Annotated in this window: 17 protein-coding genes; 8 read left to right on the top strand and 9 right to left on the bottom strand. The window is 41.3% G+C overall.

Features of this window, described 5'->3' with window-relative positions; genetic code table 11:
- Positions 1-2 precede the first annotated feature (2 nt).
- Complete coding sequence (locus EV695_RS12590; protein WP_131906339.1) at positions 3-1421, top strand: sigma-54-dependent transcriptional regulator; 1419 nt, start codon at positions 3-5, stop codon at positions 1419-1421.
- A gap of 234 nt (positions 1422-1655) precedes the next feature.
- On the opposite strand, the gene EV695_RS12585 is transcribed toward EV695_RS12590, so the two are convergent.
- On the bottom strand, positions 1656-4094 hold the full coding sequence (locus EV695_RS12585; RefSeq protein ID WP_131906338.1) for an Ig-like domain-containing protein: 2439 nt from the start codon (positions 4092-4094) through the stop codon (positions 1656-1658).
- Positions 4095-4524: 430 nt separating this feature from the next.
- Here EV695_RS12585 and EV695_RS12580 point away from each other — a divergent pair, with 430 nt between their 5' ends.
- Together EV695_RS12580 and EV695_RS12575 are read left to right on the top strand one after the other, a co-directional pair.
- Complete coding sequence (locus EV695_RS12580; protein ID WP_131907054.1) at positions 4525-5805, top strand: replication-associated recombination protein A; 1281 nt, start codon at positions 4525-4527, stop codon at positions 5803-5805.
- A 44-nt stretch (positions 5806-5849) separates the two neighbouring features.
- On the top strand, positions 5850-7184 hold the full coding sequence (locus tag EV695_RS12575; RefSeq protein ID WP_131906337.1) for a DUF3754 domain-containing protein: 1335 nt from the start codon (positions 5850-5852) through the stop codon (positions 7182-7184).
- 156 nt (positions 7185-7340) lie between these two features.
- On the opposite strand, the gene EV695_RS12570 is transcribed toward EV695_RS12575, so the two are convergent.
- Positions 7341-7886 (bottom strand): hypothetical protein, encoded by a 546-nt coding sequence (locus tag EV695_RS12570; RefSeq protein ID WP_131906336.1) that lies wholly within the window; start codon positions 7884-7886, stop codon positions 7341-7343.
- 482 nt (positions 7887-8368) lie between these two features.
- Between EV695_RS12570 and EV695_RS12565 the strand changes: the two genes are divergently transcribed.
- Positions 8369-10036: a hypothetical protein gene (locus tag EV695_RS12565; RefSeq protein ID WP_131906335.1), complete on the top strand. Its 1668-nt coding sequence runs from the start codon at positions 8369-8371 to the stop codon at positions 10034-10036.
- 260 nt (positions 10037-10296) lie between these two features.
- Positions 10297-10908 (top strand): fumarylacetoacetate hydrolase family protein, encoded by a 612-nt coding sequence (locus EV695_RS12560; protein WP_131906334.1) that lies wholly within the window; start codon positions 10297-10299, stop codon positions 10906-10908.
- Positions 10909-11115: 207 nt separating this feature from the next.
- Here EV695_RS12560 and EV695_RS12555 read toward each other — a convergent pair whose 3' ends face one another.
- From EV695_RS12555 to EV695_RS12545, 3 genes are all read right to left on the bottom strand, one after another.
- Positions 11116-11970, bottom strand: coding sequence for an SDR family oxidoreductase (locus EV695_RS12555; RefSeq protein WP_131906333.1), 855 nt, complete (start codon positions 11968-11970; stop codon positions 11116-11118).
- Positions 11971-12102: 132 nt separating this feature from the next.
- Positions 12103-12903 (bottom strand): siderophore-interacting protein, encoded by an 801-nt coding sequence (locus tag EV695_RS12550; RefSeq protein ID WP_131906332.1) that lies wholly within the window; start codon positions 12901-12903, stop codon positions 12103-12105.
- 34 nt (positions 12904-12937) lie between these two features.
- A complete protein-coding gene (locus EV695_RS12545) occupies positions 12938-13462 on the bottom strand; it encodes a DUF2798 domain-containing protein (RefSeq protein ID WP_131906331.1) in 525 nt (174 codons plus the stop codon).
- Between the two features lie 104 nt (positions 13463-13566).
- On the opposite strand from EV695_RS12545, the gene EV695_RS12540 reads away from it, so the two are divergent.
- Positions 13567-13995, top strand: a complete 429-nt coding sequence (locus EV695_RS12540) for a MarR family winged helix-turn-helix transcriptional regulator (RefSeq protein ID WP_131906330.1) — start codon at positions 13567-13569, stop codon at positions 13993-13995.
- Between the two features lie 116 nt (positions 13996-14111).
- Positions 14112-14636, top strand: coding sequence for a YaeQ family protein (locus EV695_RS12535; protein ID WP_131906329.1), 525 nt, complete (start codon positions 14112-14114; stop codon positions 14634-14636).
- Between the two features lie 27 nt (positions 14637-14663).
- On the opposite strand, the gene EV695_RS12530 is transcribed toward EV695_RS12535, so the two are convergent.
- From EV695_RS12530 to EV695_RS12515, 4 genes are read right to left on the bottom strand one after another with little or no spacing between them, the layout of a single operon-like run.
- Entirely contained in the window at positions 14664-15161 is a 498-nt protein-coding gene (locus tag EV695_RS12530) for a DUF3106 domain-containing protein (RefSeq protein ID WP_131906328.1), read from the bottom strand.
- A complete protein-coding gene (locus EV695_RS12525) occupies positions 15158-15400 on the bottom strand; it encodes a hypothetical protein (RefSeq protein WP_131906327.1) in 243 nt (80 codons plus the stop codon). Before EV695_RS12525 ends, EV695_RS12530 begins: the two co-directional genes overlap by 4 nt.
- Positions 15390-15737, bottom strand: coding sequence for a DUF3619 family protein (locus EV695_RS12520; RefSeq protein ID WP_131906326.1), 348 nt, complete (start codon positions 15735-15737; stop codon positions 15390-15392). The genes EV695_RS12525 and EV695_RS12520 overlap by 11 nt, the downstream gene beginning before the upstream one ends.
- Entirely contained in the window at positions 15734-16303 is a 570-nt protein-coding gene (locus EV695_RS12515) for an RNA polymerase sigma factor (RefSeq protein WP_131906325.1), read from the bottom strand. Before EV695_RS12515 ends, EV695_RS12520 begins: the two co-directional genes overlap by 4 nt.
- 209 nt (positions 16304-16512) lie before the next feature.
- On the opposite strand from EV695_RS12515, the gene EV695_RS12510 reads away from it, so the two are divergent.
- Complete coding sequence (locus EV695_RS12510; protein ID WP_131906324.1) at positions 16513-17124, top strand: hypothetical protein; 612 nt, start codon at positions 16513-16515, stop codon at positions 17122-17124.
- The last annotated feature ends 57 nt before the right edge of the window (positions 17125-17181 follow it).

Raw genomic sequence — 17181 nt, 5'->3', positions numbered from 1 at the left:
GAATGAATAACACAAGTTCGATTTTACTGGTAGATGATCAGCAGGATGTATTGCGCAGTCTTTCTTTATTATTTCGTACTGAAAAATTCACCAATGTTACGGCGATATCAAATTCAGAAGAGGTAATGCCATACCTCAAAAACAACACGCCAGATGTGATCTTGCTTGATATACACATGCCAGTAATTGAAGGCAGTGAATTACTCAAATTAATCAAAATCGAATATCCGGAAATTATCGTGATCATGGTGACTGCTAATGATCAAGTGAGTATCGCCGTTGAATGTACCAAATTAGGTGCTCACGACTATTTCGTTAAACCCGTCGATCAATCACGCCTAATACACGTTATCAGGAATGCACTGGAGAACAAATCGCTCAGCGATGAGCTAATGTCGGTGCAAAACTTTTTGATGTCGGTAAAGCAATCCAGTAATCCAGCATTTTCCTCGATATTGACCGTTAATGAAGAGATGAAAAAGCTGTTTGTGTATATCGAAGCGATCGCACAATCGAAACGACCCGTACTGATATTAGGCGAAACCGGAACAGGCAAAGAGCTGATGGCTCAAGCGGTTTATGATGTTTCGAATAAAAAAGGTAAAATGGTATCGGTTAATATTGCAGGGCTTGATGATACGGCGTTTAGCGATACCTTGTTCGGACATAAAAAAGGTGCATTTACAGGTGCATCAACATCTCGTGAAGGACTTATTAAGCAAGCTGGTGAAGGCGCTATCTTCCTCGATGAAATTGGCGATCTGGATCATCAATCACAAATCAAATTGCTCCGATTAATTCAGGAAAATAATTATTATCCGCTGGGTTCCGATACCCTCGAAGAAAATAATGCACGTATTATTACGGCCACGCATCACGAGTTAAATAAGCTAATCACCGAAGGGAATTTCAGGCAGGATTTATTCTATCGCTTACAAATACACACGATTAGAATTCCACCGCTAAGAGAGCGAAAGGAAGATATTCCGTTATTGTGTGAATACTTTTCGATTAAAGCCTGTAATGAATTACAACTGTCTAAAATAGAAATCCCCGATTCCTTGTACGAGTTCTTATCTCAATACGATTTCCCGGGGAATGTCAGAGAACTTGAAATGCTGATTTATGATTCGGTCACGCAAACAACCGGGTCAGTCTTGAATGTGGAACATTTAAAACAACAGATTACCTTAAATGCTAGCCATCATAATCCTGTTGAAGATAGCGAGGGCTTATCGCCTGAATTAACAATATCACCCGAGACCAAGACCTTACCAACCATCAAAGAGTTTAACGATAATCTAATCAAAGAAGCATTACGCCGAACCAATAATAATCAAAGTGAAGCGGCGAAAATACTCGGTTTGACACGTCAGGCGTTGAATAAGCGCTTAACCAGAAATAAAACATCTGGTTCATAAACACCGCTATATTTACTTTAAAATCGAGTCTTACTTATAGCTGTAAAGGCTTCCAGTCAGTGTCTGTTAGCAGGATAAAGCTAAAGATTTTTTCAGGCACGTATTAGCTACAGAAAAGCTAATACGTGGTAAAAAAAAAGCCCCTGTAAGTAGGGGGGTGCCTATATTAATTCTTGCCGATAGATATCATGACATAACAAGATATATCAATGAGTATCAAGTGACGGCAAAAGACTATTCGCAGTTATCCCACCAACACGTTTCAACAGCTTCCTGAAAGGTCATCACACCATCAAATTTGGGTGAATCGTTACGCGACATATTCAAATGCTCTTTCATCCCAAAGTTACCAAAACGGTAATAAGATTGCGGTAATGTATACAGCGTAAACAGTGCAGTTCCTTCATCTGACAGGTCTTTCCATGCATTGAGGAACGTAATGTAACGCTGCTTCATCCGAGGATCTCGGTTGGCCTCATTAAACAGAGCGCGAAGTCGTGCTTTATCGTCTTCACTGACATCATTGCTGCCCAGCACACCCGTTACTAAATGTTGTCCGCCTTCATAAGCGACTAAATCAAGATTGTAAGCACTGGTAATTGTCAGCTGACTTTTAACCGCTTCGATAGTGCCATCCAGAGATTTAACATCGATATCACTCGACTGATCAATCGCAGCAAATACATCATCAACGCTGGTTGCATCTAAAAGGTTATTGGGAGCATCGATACAGATCGCTTCATAAGGACACCCAAAGAAATAGGGTGCAATCGCTACTGCATCGATATTGTTTATATTGACGATACTGTCTTTAATCATCTGCTCGGTGAGCACTTTATCTCCAATAAATGAGCCTAAAACGCGCACCAAACGGGTATCACTTTCTGTATCAAACTGGGCTTTCCAGAGAATGAATATTTCCTCGGCACGCTTGCTGTAAAAACGTAAACGCGCAAAATAATCGGCATCTCTATTGCTGCCTTCAAATATCTCAGGAACAGTGTCGTATCCCAGTTCGATACCTTTTGATACGGCGTAACTGTGTGCAGAAAAGCCCGGATTCCATACCTCGTTAGAGTATTCCACATAGGCTTTTAGATTCGTATCGAGGTTATCGTAAACGTATTTCGCATAGGTTTTAACATAATCGTTGGTTGCCACATGCGGCATGTTTACCCAGATATCACGTTGCAAGGTATTCGCTAATGCAACCATCACTTCAATCGGTACGCCTTTATGATCTTCATCGGGTGTACGACCGTCATTGCCGCCCCAAACAGCATCTTCAAGTTTCGCTCGGTGATCCCAGGTGCCCACACCTTCAGGGCAATCATCCGCAGTAAAACATAGCTTCTTAAGGCTCGCTTCCATCAGATTCATCATTCTTATAACTTTGAAATTACGCAAAAATGCCAGGTAATCAGGGTTGAAGATAATTGCATTGCGGTCCGCTTCTAAACGCTCTGCAAACGATTCGTAAATGTCTCCGTCTGGACAATCATCCTGTGAATCAACTCTGGTAAAAGGATTGCCTGCGCATGTTCCGCCCGGCATTGCGATTCTGATATTCTTTATCGGGTTGCTGGTGTTGATGTCTTTAACGTTCATATTAAAGGCATTGGTGTCAGAAGCAGCGACTTCGTCTTCGAGATCAAAACTTCGAAGATTCAAATCGAAGGTGTATTTATTTTCACCAGTTACTTTTTTGACATTAGAAACAGCACCGGAAGACCCGAATTCCAGAATGCCTTCGCCTTCATAAATAACAGTGTATTGACCTTCTGGAATTGAATCGTCCAACGCGCCTTGCAATAGTTTGGTGCGCGCGAAACGGGTGCCATTAGCGAACTCAGACTCATCGGCAAATTCAAGCACCCAGCCATTCTCATCTAAAAGTGTACCTTCGGCAGAAAGCTCGGCAAAAGGACGCGCGGTTCTGAAAATATCTGCAAATGGCATTGGCATTCCTGCCGTATCTGCTCCACCTTGAGGTGCTTCTGTATTGACACCCACAGAAGGTGTGAACGATAGTTTAGGTAATATACCTGTAGCCAGATAGAGTGCTTTTTCAATTGATTTACTTTCAATAATGGTAGGTGCAGAAGTTACATCGTTTTTGGCACTGGTAATGAATACTTCACCCATAGGTTGAGATGCATCGCTAGACACGCTGTAGTTACCACTACTGTTGGCACTCACTACTTCTGTGTTGCCATCAGGAAAAACCGCTGTTATTGAAGAGTCCGCAGCTGCTTTACCGCTAATAACAAGAGAGCCATCAGAATTTGCTTTGAGATTAGTCACCGCAGGTGCGTCGGTAGGGGAGATAATCATAGTCTCAGGGCCATTGCTCGAAATGCTGATAATTGTAGTGTCGCCAGAAGGTTGTGAGTGTGTACTGGTCGCAGAGTAGTTACCGTCGGAGTCAGTCGTAAGTGTTTCTTTGGAACCATCGGGAAAGGTAATATTTACCACAGAATTAGGAGATGCCTGACCTGTAATCGTAATCACGCCGCTGGCAGAAACGCCTAATTCCGCTGTGCTGAGTTGTTCAGGTGAAAGCGGCGTATCGGTATTATTGTCAGAAGTGTTATTACTTTTACTTCCACCGCCACCGCAAGCGGTCAATGCGCTAAATACCGCTAAGATTAAAACTGATTTTAATGTACCCACATTATTCCCCTGATTTTTATACTTCTTAATTAATATTGATTACACATGATAGATAGGTCAACTTGCGCCCAGACAAGTTCATCTATTTACAATAACTTACAAGTTTTTGCGTAGTTAATGACGCAGGTATTTGCCCATAACATTGTAAGATTAGCCCTAAAATCCAAGTAAGCTGCTTTTCAATTACAAGTGTCAACTTACAAAACTGCTCTACCTTCTTGTATTTTAAGCGATTATACGCGATAAAATAGCTGAATTCACACCCCCCCACTTATAGGCAGTTTTTTAGTAGTTTTCACTGCCAAATCAGTTCACTGCATAGATGTTATCGTTATACGCGTATTTGTTTGAGTGATACAATTCGACTGTGAATAAGCCAAATCAAAATCAAATAAATAACCACGCCGAGCATAAACCGTTAGCCGAGCGTATGCGCCCAAGAACGCTCGAAGAATATACTGGGCAGCAACATATTCTGGGTGAAGGTAAACAATTACGTGCAGCGATAGAACAGGATCGATTGCATTCGATGCTATTCTGGGGGCCTCCCGGAACAGGCAAAACAACGCTTGCCCGTTTGATTGCCCGCTACAGTGGTGCTGAATTCATTACCATGTCCGCGGTACTTTCCGGTGTTAAGGATATTCGCGAAGCGGTTAAATTGGCAAAACAAAGCCATGAACTGGACGGGCGCGCGACCGTGTTATTTGTCGATGAGGTACATCGCTTTAACAAGTCGCAACAAGATGCGTTTTTACCGCATGTTGAAGATGGCACCTTTAGTTTTATTGGCGCAACCACCGAAAACCCCTCGTTTGAATTAAACAACGCTTTGTTATCACGTGTGCGTACCTATGTGTTGCGTTCGCTTAGCGAAATTGACATCAAAGCCATATTACAATCAGCGATTGATGATTCTGAAAGAGGACTAGGCGAGAAAAAACTGAAAATCGATCCAGAAGCTTTAGACTTTCTCGCTAAGGCTGCCGATGGTGATGCTCGTCGTGGTTTAAATTGGCTGGAGATTGCCACGGATTTGGCGGATAACGGAAGGATCACTCAAGCCACGATCGAAGAAATTGCCAGTGAAGGCGTGCGTCGTTTTGACAAAGGTGGCGATCTTTTTTACGAACAAATTTCTGCCTTACACAAATCAATGCGCGGCAGTAATCCGGATGCCACTCTGTACTGGTTTTGTCGGATGATCGATGGCGGTTGTGATCCACTGTACATCGCCAGACGCGTAGTACGTATGGCCAGTGAAGATATCGGTAATGCTGATCCTCGGGGTTTAGAATTGGCATTAAATGCCTGGAAAACCTACGAAAGACTGGGAAGTCCTGAAGGTGAATTAGCAATTGCCCATGCGCTGGTTTATTTGGCTTCTGCGCCTAAAAGTAACGCCGTTTATAATGCTTATAATACGGCGATGAAAGCGGCGCGTGAATCCGGGTCGCTGGATGTACCAATGCATCTGCGCAATGCACCAACCACTTTAATGAAAGATCTGGATTTCGGTAAAGACTATCGCTATGCGCACACCGAAGAGGGCGCGTATGCTGCCGGTGAATACTACTTTCCTGAAGAAATGGGAGAGCAGATATACTATGAACCTGTGCCCAGAGGTCTGGAAATTAAAATTGGTGAAAAGCTCAATCACTTACGCGAACAGGATCGACTTGCACGTGCAAAAAACGCTAATAAAAAATAATACCGATTCATCACCCCAGATAAGCGAAGACTAAAACGACCTCTATGCTCAGCAATAATTTACTCCATGATAATTTATTAAACGATACAGATTCTGCTGACAAAACCTTTATCCCGGTTTCCCGACGAGAGTTACTCAAAAAAATCATTAGTAGCGCACGAGAAAGTGATAATTTAAGTAAGCACTCTGTGCGTCACTTACATACCTTCACCGAAGTATTACAAACGATTTATCATGCGCGTTATCACCGTCACTATCTCTCGCTAAAAAATGCTTATCGTCCCTTTAACCCAGATAGGGATGTGGTCTCAAATCATTCATGGACCGATAGCGAGAAGCGTTGTTTACAGAAAAAACTGTTCAGAGAAGTATCCGCCTTATTACAAAAAGCGAATTATGATGAGTTAGACGAAGTTGATATAAATGAAGCACTTAACATAGAAATGTCACGTGGCTTATCGATAGGCGTAGAGCTCGACGATTATCAACAGGTATTAATTTATACACGCGGAAAGTCACTAGTGAGAGTCAAACAAAGGCATTGGCGAACCCTGTTTCTAAAAGAAATAGATGTAGATATCCCAATCTACAGTCGCTTGACGATGGTATTTCGTTTCCGCGGTGAGAAAGAATTAAAACAGCTCTTAATCGATAAGGGTAAAAACCGTTTTAACCAATGGCTGTATCTGCGCCGACACAAACGCTTGATGCAAAATAAAAGCTCCGATGATTACATCTTTATGCGTCAGTTTCGGGATATACCGTGCTCCGATCTTGAGATGTTGTTTCCCAATTCCACCTTGCGTTTTACACTATTAGATAAAATTAAACTGACGGCAGCCGGTGGTGCTGGCACTGTCGGCGGCGTAATGGCGTTCTTGTCTAAACTGGCGTTAGCGGTTAAGCCATTGACCATTCTGATCGCAGTAGTGGGTTTTGGTGGCGTATTAGGGCGTCAGGTGAGTAGCATACTCAACCAGCAGAATCATTATAAAATGGTGCTTTCGCGCAGTTTGTATACGCATAGTCTGGATATCAATGTCGGGGTGATTGCGACTTTGCTCGATCAGGCCCTGGATGAAGATGTGAAAGAGGCGATTCTCGCGTATTACATTTTATTGAATGCAACGGAAACAGATCTGGATATGGCGCAGATTAAAACATTGTCTGAAGCGTTTTTACGGGAACACTTCACTATTTCGATTAACTTTGAAGTCACTGATGCATTGTCCAAATTAAAAAAAGATGAGTTGGTCGTACAAAATGGGAATCGATATAGCGCTATTAACGTTGAGGAAACGGGTGCAAAACTGGAATCTCATTGGTTTGACTTGTATTCGGCAACTGAAAGCCTGGCTTCTGCATCTCCCGATTTCTAGTTTGCTAATCCAGATTAGATTAAATAATAAAGCCACCCCCCTACTTATAGGCACTTTTTAAAAAAGTGCCTATAAGTAGGGGGGTGGCTATCATTTGTATCTGCTTGTTGGTTGAGTGAGTGATGAACCTGATTGTTTTCTTGATTAGTCTATGAGTTATTTACTCAAGCAATCTTTTACATTCTGCTGATTCAGTAACAACGCCACAATGATCAGAATTATCGGAGCAATAAATGCTCCCAGTGAAGAGATTGCAGACATGCCACCAGCGGCGTTTGCCATTTCTGGACTCATTTCTGCAAACATTTCATCCATCATGCTTTTGGTATAAAAGAAAGTGAAGATGCTCACGATGATGGTGAAAATAGTATAATAATTAAAGTGTTGGCGACCAATATCAAAATACTTGAGAAGTTTAAAGCCAATCCAGATGGCCCAGATGGAGGTTAAAACAGATAACGCTGTCGTGCCCAGAAGATAGGTTTTACTCATGCCCATCATTCCTCCACCTTGAGAAAGTGCATCTAAAGCCCCCGAAGCAAACATCAAAGAAGCCAGCCCAAACAAACCAAAAATTAAACCTAATGCGCCTAATATGATTGAAATAATTCCAATGACTTTAGGTATTGAGCTGCGCGCGACTAAATTGTTATTAACGTCAGACTCTGGCGGCGTATAGGGGTTATTGGCATTATTATTCATAAGGAGTTCCTCGTAACTAATGGGTAAATGTGGTGAAAGAGATCAATGTTTAGGGTTTACGTTTTACTCAAATAAACCATAATCTATTTCTAATTTAAAACGACTATAAAATTAATGTATGCGTATCTTAAGGCATTGTTGTCAATGAAACAGTGAACTATTTACGCTTTTTATCAGACAGATAGTTTAACAAGCATGATTTTATAATTTACGTTAATCTGACTTTATCAGTGAATTTATATTCGTAAATGATGTGAGTGAAATTGTACTAAATTTCTTTCATATCGAATAGTGGGTTATTCAGCGAAACGGTTTGGGTATGATGGCACACTAAATTAATTATCAGAAAATAGACACAAGGCATTGAATATTCAGTGAATAGCCGTTGCATGTAAAGTGTCTGTGTTTCAGAAAATCAATCTATACAATCAACGATTATTTAAGACATTATTTAAAATATTATTGAAAACAGGGGAGTCACCATGAGAGTGTTTTTTTTAAACTCAATTAAAGCGATAGCCATGCTAGCAGCTGCAACAACGGCAACAGCAAGCTTTGCCGGACCAGCTGCAGTCAGTCATACGCACGACGGCAGACAACACAGTCACGTTTTACCCGCAGAAGGCTTGGCACACAGACATGGAGGCGCAACCGGGCAGGCGACCTCAAATGTTGTAAGGCGCACTGGCACAATTGTTTACGGAAGTACTCAGCCTTCTCAATCAACGGCTAAACCACCTAAGCCCGATTACTATGACTTTTCAAGTAGTGGTAATCAGTCAGCAACGGTGATTAGCTCTGGTTCTAGTGCATCGCACTTTCATGATGGCAGACAGCATACTCATCCATTACCTGCTCAGGGGTACGCACACCGACATGGTGCGGGTTCTTTAGGTACCCGAATAAATAGTAATACCACCAGACATACCAATACGGTTATTTACGGCAACACACAACGTTCAACCCGATCTGATAATGATGGTTTAGTATTCGGTCCGAGCGATTCGGCGCGTAATACGCAAGTACAAAAAACCACCAGCAATAACGGCTATTTTAATAAATACAAAGATCGCGACAATCGACGCGATAGAAGAAGGAGCTTAAGCAAAGGCGACACCAACTGTAGAGTTGGACAACCTAACTGTAATATGTGTGCAGCCAACGTACAACAGCAATTCAAGCGCGCCGCAGCGAATCAAATCAGATGGCAAACCAAGCCATGGTCATTTACCTGGCCACAAAAATACCCACCGCAAAACTTAAGACCGCTGGATATTTTTGACGGTGATCCTGCGCATGCTTTAGGTATTCCTGATACGCACGTTCAAGGTTTTGTGCGCACTAATTCATCACTTTACCCTTATGCCGGAAGCCATAGTCATAAAAAACGCGGCGGCATCTTTGTTGTAAAACAATCGGGTAATGGCACAAAATATTTGTCGACGTTGCACCGTACCAAGGGTAGACATCCGAGTGGTGTGCATATTATCGGTAAATACCTGGTGTATGGTTTAGGCAAACGCCTTTATTTCATGGATATCAATAGCCAGAATCAAGACCTTGAATTTAGTTTGCCGATTGAAAAGGCGAATTTTGGTGGTGGTCTGGGTATTGTAAAACTGGCCAATGATCGTCATCTAGTTGTAACTACTGGCCCTGGCGGACAAGATAATAGACCACGCTATAATCAGTTTTATATTCTAGAAACGTCGAACGGTCGTCCTTCTTCATTAAAACTCATCAATCAATCATCCACCCAGAAACCTTCTCAATGGCCGAGAGGTTTAGCCTATTCAGAAAACCTGTCACTGATCACCGAATGTGGAACAGGTGATATTTATGCGGTACATACAACCGGTGATGAGAAGGGAATTTCTGCTATTACGGGTAATGGTTACTGGAAATTATCGAAATTAGTGCAAAAAGATAGAGCACTTGGATTAACCGCAATTAATGCCTTCACCATGCGCCAGGACATGAAAATTTGTAATGTCAGAGCTGCTGCAACCGTTGGAGTTACGCCACAAAAGCGTATGGAGTTCAGCTGTCATGGATACGCAAAAGACCCAGATGGTTCAACGTTTAACGTGTTAGGCCGTTCTAGCCGAAATAAAGATAAGTTTTACTATAGAACAGGCACTGTCTTTTAGAAGTATTGCTACAGGCATTTTCACTTACGCCAATTGATGGTACTAGAAATCATTAGTACAAATCAGTAGTACATATCATCAGTACAAAAAAGCTCTGAATGAATATTAATTCTTCAGAGCTTTTTTAACGCTTAAATTAATTTTTTGTCTATACTCATGACCGTCCGAGAGACTTGAAAGTGCGTTACAAATCATCGGATAATCATACGTTAATAAAGCGCAAATATAGCGCAGCATCAGTAAATGCGGGGATTAAATAAATGAAAACAATTAGTTGCGATGGTAAAGACATAACTCCGTCTAAGATAATCTGTATTGGTAGAAATTATGTGGAGCATATTCAGGAGTTGGATAATGCAATGCCTGATGAGCCAGTAATTTTTCTTAAACCGAACTCAGCAATTTCACATGAAATCGTTACTCATGAGACAGATGCTATCCATTACGAAGCTGAGATCAGTTTTTTAGTGCATGATAAGCAACTGACTGCGGTAGGTTTCGGCCTGGATTTAACCAAAAGAGAAGTCCAGTCAAATCTAAAAGGTAAAGGATTGCCGTGGGAGCGAGCCAAAGCCTTTGATAATTCAGCGGTGCTCAGTGATTTCAAACCGTTCGATGGCGACATACACGCGTTGCGTCTTGAATTGTTCATCAATGGTGAATTAATTCAATATGGCGGTACCCCGCTTATGCTTTATAAGCCCAGCGAAATACTGGAAGAAGTGTCCAAATTCATGACGATTGCCGATAACGACATTATCATGACCGGTACGCCTAAAGGCGTGGGTGTGGTGAATAAGGGTGATGTGTTTGTGGGTAAGATCTTTGAGAATGATGACTTACTTGTAGACGTTGAATGGCAGGTGCAATAAGTCGTTTTAAAGTTAAATAATGACTGTAACTCAATAATAAATTTCGTGTTTTTCTGGAAGGCTGTTTTTTCATCAACAGAAAAAACAGCCTCAAAGTAGGGGGGGTGACTATGCTATTTTAGTCAGGCTCCTAATCGCTTTAAACTTGTCTGTTTCCATGTATTAAAGCGTCTTTTATTGAAGTGCTTAGTATTATAGTGCTTAGTATCAATGCGCCTTGGATTTAAGCGCGGCGAAATAAGCCGCCCAACTCTGGTGGTCTCTACCTGCTGCTTCATGATATTGACTCGGATTATCCGACTTACCTTCGCGAATCCCTTGATAAATCCCAGCGATAACAGTACCTAAAAATTCGCCCAACTCAGCCACCCGATCTTCACGGAATGCTTCGACTGACATCGCTTCATAACGCAAATCCGTGCCAAATGCTGCGTTCAGGTATTCCGCAAGTTGGCTTTGTGTAATAGCTTCACCATGTAAGTTATAGATCTGCGCATTGTGCTTATCTTCGGTGAGCATTTTTGCATAGGCGTATGCGAGTTCTGGGCGTGTGGTGTAACCACATTTGCCATCAGCCGCACAATTGGCAATCACTCCCGCTTTTTTATACGCTTCGATATATTCAATATCAGGCTCTATGTATATGCCATTACGGCCTATGACCCAATCCAGACCGCTGTCGATGATATCCTGCTCGGTCTGTCGATTACTTTGAATCACCGGAGAAAAAGCCGTGCCTTCTTCAGCGCCTTGAACGCTGGTATAGACAATCTTCTTCACGCCACTTTTCTTGGCGGCATTAATCACATTTCGATGCTGCTGGATACGTTTATCCGGATCATCCATGCCAGAGACTAATAATAAAGTATCTACCGATTCTAGCGATGTTTCCAAGGCGTCAGGGTCATTGTAGTCGCCAGGTCGCACTTCAATACCCAAGTCCTTCGCTTTATCAGGTGTGCGAGCCAAACCGATGACATCATCTTTGGGGACTACAGCGAGTAATGCCTTAACAATTTCTTTTCCTAAATGTCCGCTTGCTGCGGTTACTGCGATTTTCATATTTTCTTCCTATTGCTATAGGTTAATTTGTAAGCTTAATGCTATTAAAAAGTGTTACTAACGTTTGTTATGTATGTAGTAAATAATGACTGTGACAAATAATACTCGCCACAAACACCTGAGGTTTTAAAACTAAGCGTTTGCTTGATCGGCATCAGTTTGTTTTGCCTTTTTGTGCTCCTCTTCGGTATTGCCTTTTTTCCAGTAACTGGAAACATACAGATGTGATCTTTCAATAGCGCATTCTTCTCTCAGGTATTGTCTGATTTTTTTCATCGTTTTAAATTCGCAGGCAACCCATGTGGATAGACCTTGCGTTTGCCTCAGGTCTTTCTCAATGGCATGAAACAACGGTGAGGCATCTGAGCCGGGGCTGTCATTGATTACCCACTGCAGCTTAATACCTTCGGGTTTAATTAAGTCCTGTATGTCCGACTCCGATAACACTTCAATAAACACCTGACCTTTGGCATTTTCCGGTAATCGTTTTAGATTCGTTGTAAGTGCAGGAAGTGCTGTCATATCGCCCGCCAGTAAAAAGTACTCTGCATCCGTATTGATGAATTTAGCCGGCCCCGGGCCTGCGATTGAAATTTCATCGCCAACGGCAGTGTCTAGCGACCAAGGCGCAGCAATACCGTGATTTGAATTGTTGTCGAGGCTACTGTGCAGCATAAAATCCACATCGATTTCATTCTGATCAGATCGTTGTTCTGCAACTGTGTAGGTTCTCATGACTGGTTTTTCTTTACCTGTTTGATTAAAAAGAAGCTTGATATAAGCACCTTCCGAATCTTTGGGAAAACTAGCCAGCGCATCGCCATGTAATGTTACCCGGCGCATATTGGGTGTCAGATTATTGGCTGACTTTACCTGTAGTGTTCTGGGTACACGACGGTTTTTAGCATTTTTAACTCTATCGATAATGTTCATGTTTTGTCCTGTATGTTTACTGGATTCATTAATTTTAGCTTTTAAGGAAACGCTCAATTTTTGGTTTTATTGTCATTGATGTAATAATCATTAGCGTGAGACCTAAAGGTAAAGCAGCCAAGAAACCTTCTAACCAACCCGTAAACAGATCACTGTGATTTGTAAAGCCAATAACGTTGACGGCTGTGCTGAACGCTAATAATGACTCCATAATTAAAGCCATGAGTCCACCTACAATTAGGTTACGTGTGTGCACGCCAGTGTTGGGCAGGAGTTGATTAATAAGCTTGGTGAACAATCCCATCAATACGAAGCCTATTGGCATCACTGCATAAGCTGTAAACAAGGCATTTCGCCAATTCGTCATAAACGTATCGGAATATCCAACATTCATATAAGTCATCACTCCGGTTAATAAGCCACCTATGATGCTCATCATTCCTAAAACGAGTAGTACCTTGTAAATCAATTTGGTTTTTTCATTGTATGTTTCATTGCCTTCTACACTGTCTTCTACATCGCCTTCTTCAAGACTAATAACTTTTACTTGTGAATTCATGTTTGTTTTCCAATATTGTAATAATTCTAAATATAGTTGATAATAACAACTATATAGCAATGTAATTGATAATGTCAACTATAATTCTTTTTGGAAGTGAATGAATGTCTGATCGAAAATCATTAGAAAGTCTTTTTCACCTGGTTCATGCCTTAAAACGGCAACTATTTGAACAAGCAGAACAACTCAATGTAAATCTCACTCCGATGCATATTCGGGTGATGAAAATTATCGATCGCAAGAAACCGTGTACGGCGATAGATATCGCCAGTTTTCTAAGGCGCGATAAAGCACAGGTAACGCGCTTGGTGAATACACTGATCGAAAAGGATCTGATAAGCAAAGAACCCAACCCTAACGACAAACGTAGTCACTATCTATGTGTGACAGAATCGGGGACTAGGTTAGTCGACGAAATTGCAAAAATCGATGCTAATACAATGCAGATGATGACGAAGAACCTCTCCGAAGAAGAACTCTCAGAGTTTCAGCGTATTAGCTCATTAATGTCGAAAAATCTTGAAGCCAGATAACTAGAACTCCGATAACTAGAGCTTCGATAAATAGAACCCAGAAAAAAGTGCCTGAAAGTAGGGGGGTGTGTTTTAATCTCGATTTCTCATTATTCGCAATCGCTCAGGACACCTGTATGGCAATCAGCGCCACCATCAATAAAGTATTACTCAATATTGCAGATATGGATCGGCATTATTATCAAAGTCACGAGCTTACTGCCGCGCAACACCCCTCAGAAACAGATTTCCGCTTTATGGTGCGAATTATTGCCTATGCGTTAAACGCGAATGAAGAACTGACGTTTACCAAAGGCTTGTGTGTCGATGATGAGCCTGAGATTTGGCAGAAGTCACTGACGGGTGATATCGAGCTCTGGATTGATTTCGGCCAGCTGGATGAGAAGCGAATTCGTAAAGCCTGTGGCAGATCAGATCAGGTGATTGTGTATACCTATAACAGTCAGAAATCTGATATCTGGTGGAATCAGATCAATGCAAAGCTTGCTCGATATAAAAACTTAAGCGTAATACATATCGAAGCAGAAGGCGTAGAAAACATGGTTAAACGCAATATGAGTTTGCAATGCAATATTGAGGATGGTGAGCTGCTTTTAAGCGATGAAGACCATTCTTATACGGTAACTATTAGCAAGCATTAGTTGCTTCCTAGATTAATAATTCTTTAGTTAATTGGCGAAATCCCTAAGAAATTGACGTCGTTGTTGCCGATCCATCTGACGCAATTCTTGGCGCAGTGATTGACGTTCTGATGGGCTCATAGAGCGAAATTTATTTCTTAACGCACGTCTTTGCTTATTGGGTAGATTATTAAACCACAGCCTTTGTCTGATGATTCTTTTTTTCTGTCTGGGAGTAAGCTTACGAAATTGTTTATAACGCTCTCGAGCTAGCTTTCTTTCTTCATTATTTAGCTTCTTCCAGTTTTTAAAGCGTTTCTTTAGGCGTTTCTTTTGTGCTGGTGTAAGTGTCTTCCAGCGTAATGCCGCTTTGCTCAGTTTTTGTTGGCGTTGCTCACTAAAGCCGTTCCACTGGTTCACAAATGGTTTAAGTGTTTGCTGTTGTTCTCGCGTAAGAGACTGCCAATCTAGCGCGCTCACTTGTGTACTCAGCACTAGAAATACACTGAGTATCAACGTTCTTATTAGTTGTGTATGGTTAATCATTGTAATGGGTCTTCCGTACTGCGTTTATCAAAATCACTACCATTGTTATATTCGGCTTCTGCCTCAAGCCAGTTTTCAAAGCCATCTCCAGTGACTTCTGTCATATCTGCGAGAAACTCAAGGAAGTCAGAACTCACCTGTTCATGACTTTGATTCTGACCTTCATTGCTGTTTGCATTCGCCTTGGCTGATAACATTGTCATTACCATGAAGAGTAAAATGGCAGATTTAGCTTTCATCCAGTGACTCATCCAACCATTGATAAAAATCGAGTTGCGTGTATAAATCCATATCTACATCAGCACTAAGCATATCAAGATCTTCAAGTGGTGAGAGCTTGCTAGCAGTTAACTGAGGTACAATCATAAAAGCCAGGACGCTGGCGATTGCCAATCCTGCACCTGCACCAGTCAGCCATTTTTTAGAAAGCCAAACACTTTTTTCTGTTTGAGATAAGGCTATATTGCGTGCTTCACGCAAGCGCTGCGCAGTATCACTATTGAGTGATTCGACTTGTTGGTCAAATGCCTGCTTTGCATGTTGACTAATATTTGATTGATTATCTTTGTTTGTCATAAAGAAAATTCCTCTAAACTCGCTCTTAAGCTAGAAAGTGCTCTTGAATAGTGTGTTTTAACGCTACCTTCAGAACATTTCATGGCATTAGCAGTTTCTTTTGTGCTCATTTCTTCCCAGGCCCGAAGCATAAATGCCTGTTGCTGCCTGAGGGGTAATGCGCTGACTGCCACCTCAACTTTTTCGCTAAACTCAAAACTACTTGTATTGTCCTCGGGTAATTGGTCATTTTCATTGCTTTTGTTTTCTAATGGTGAATCTCTAAAACCTTCACCTTGAGAGGACAATTTGTCGTTTCCTAACCAACTGCGCCAACGGTTTCTTACTTTTTGCCGGCGGTGCCAGTCATTAATTCTACTTTGCACAATTCGGTAAAACAAAGGTGGCCATTCATGGCTGTTTTTATTTGAATACTTACTCACCAGTTTGATCATCGCATCTTGAACGATATCTAAGGCAACGTCCTCATCTCTGGTTGCAACTCGCGCCATAATGAAAGCTCGCTTTTCACTATGGATTAAGAATTGCTCGAGATTCTCAAAGGTATTGTCGTTATCAGTATTCAAAAATTATTCCTGTTTATCTAGATAACGCACGATCTCAGTTTTGGTTGACAAACAAAGATAAAAAATTCTTTTAAAAAAAATTGTCAACCGAATTCAAGGTAACTCGTTGTAAAGGGCATAGGCGGATAATTCCACTCTATATAAATTACTTAAAGTGTTAAACAAGCTTCCTATTAACCACGCTTCCAATTAACAACGAGGATACTATTATGAAATTATTTAACAAAAACAAAATTGTAGCATTAAGCGCATTTAGCTTATTACTTACTTCCGCATTTTTTACCCAAGTGGCAGTTGCAAATACCAATAGCCCAGGCATAGATACAAAACAACAGAACCAGAAAGACCGCATTTTACAAGGTGTAGATTCTGGCGAACTTACCGGTAAAGAAGCATGGCGTCTGGGTAAACAACAAGGAAAAATTTACCATAAAGAGCAACGTTTTAAATCGGATGATCAATTTACACGTCGTGAACGAGCCGTAATTCACCGAGATTTACTCAAGTCATCTAAAAGCATTTATGTGCAAAAGCATGATCGACAAGTGCAGGGTGCAAATAGGCCAGGCATTAGAAACCCCGGAATAAACCATCGACAATACAATCAGACAAGACGGATTGGTCAGGGCATACGTTCGGGTGAGTTAACAAGAGGCGAAGCGTTTAGACTAGGTCATCAGCAAAAACGAATTAACCATCAGAAGCGCCGTTTAAAAGCAGATGGTACTTTTACCAAGCGTGAGCGTATAAGAATTCATAAACATCAGAATCGCGCATCAAAAAATATATATCGCAAAAAGCATAATGCTAGAACTAGATAATTAATTAGATCATTAATCAAAAAACGCCACAAATTTGTGGCATTTTTTGATTATTTA

Origin of the sequence: Cocleimonas flava (assembly GCF_004339015.1) — a bacterium.
GTDB lineage: Bacteria > Pseudomonadota > Gammaproteobacteria > Thiotrichales > Thiotrichaceae > Cocleimonas > Cocleimonas flava.
This window is presented reverse-complemented; position numbering and strand designations above follow the sequence as displayed.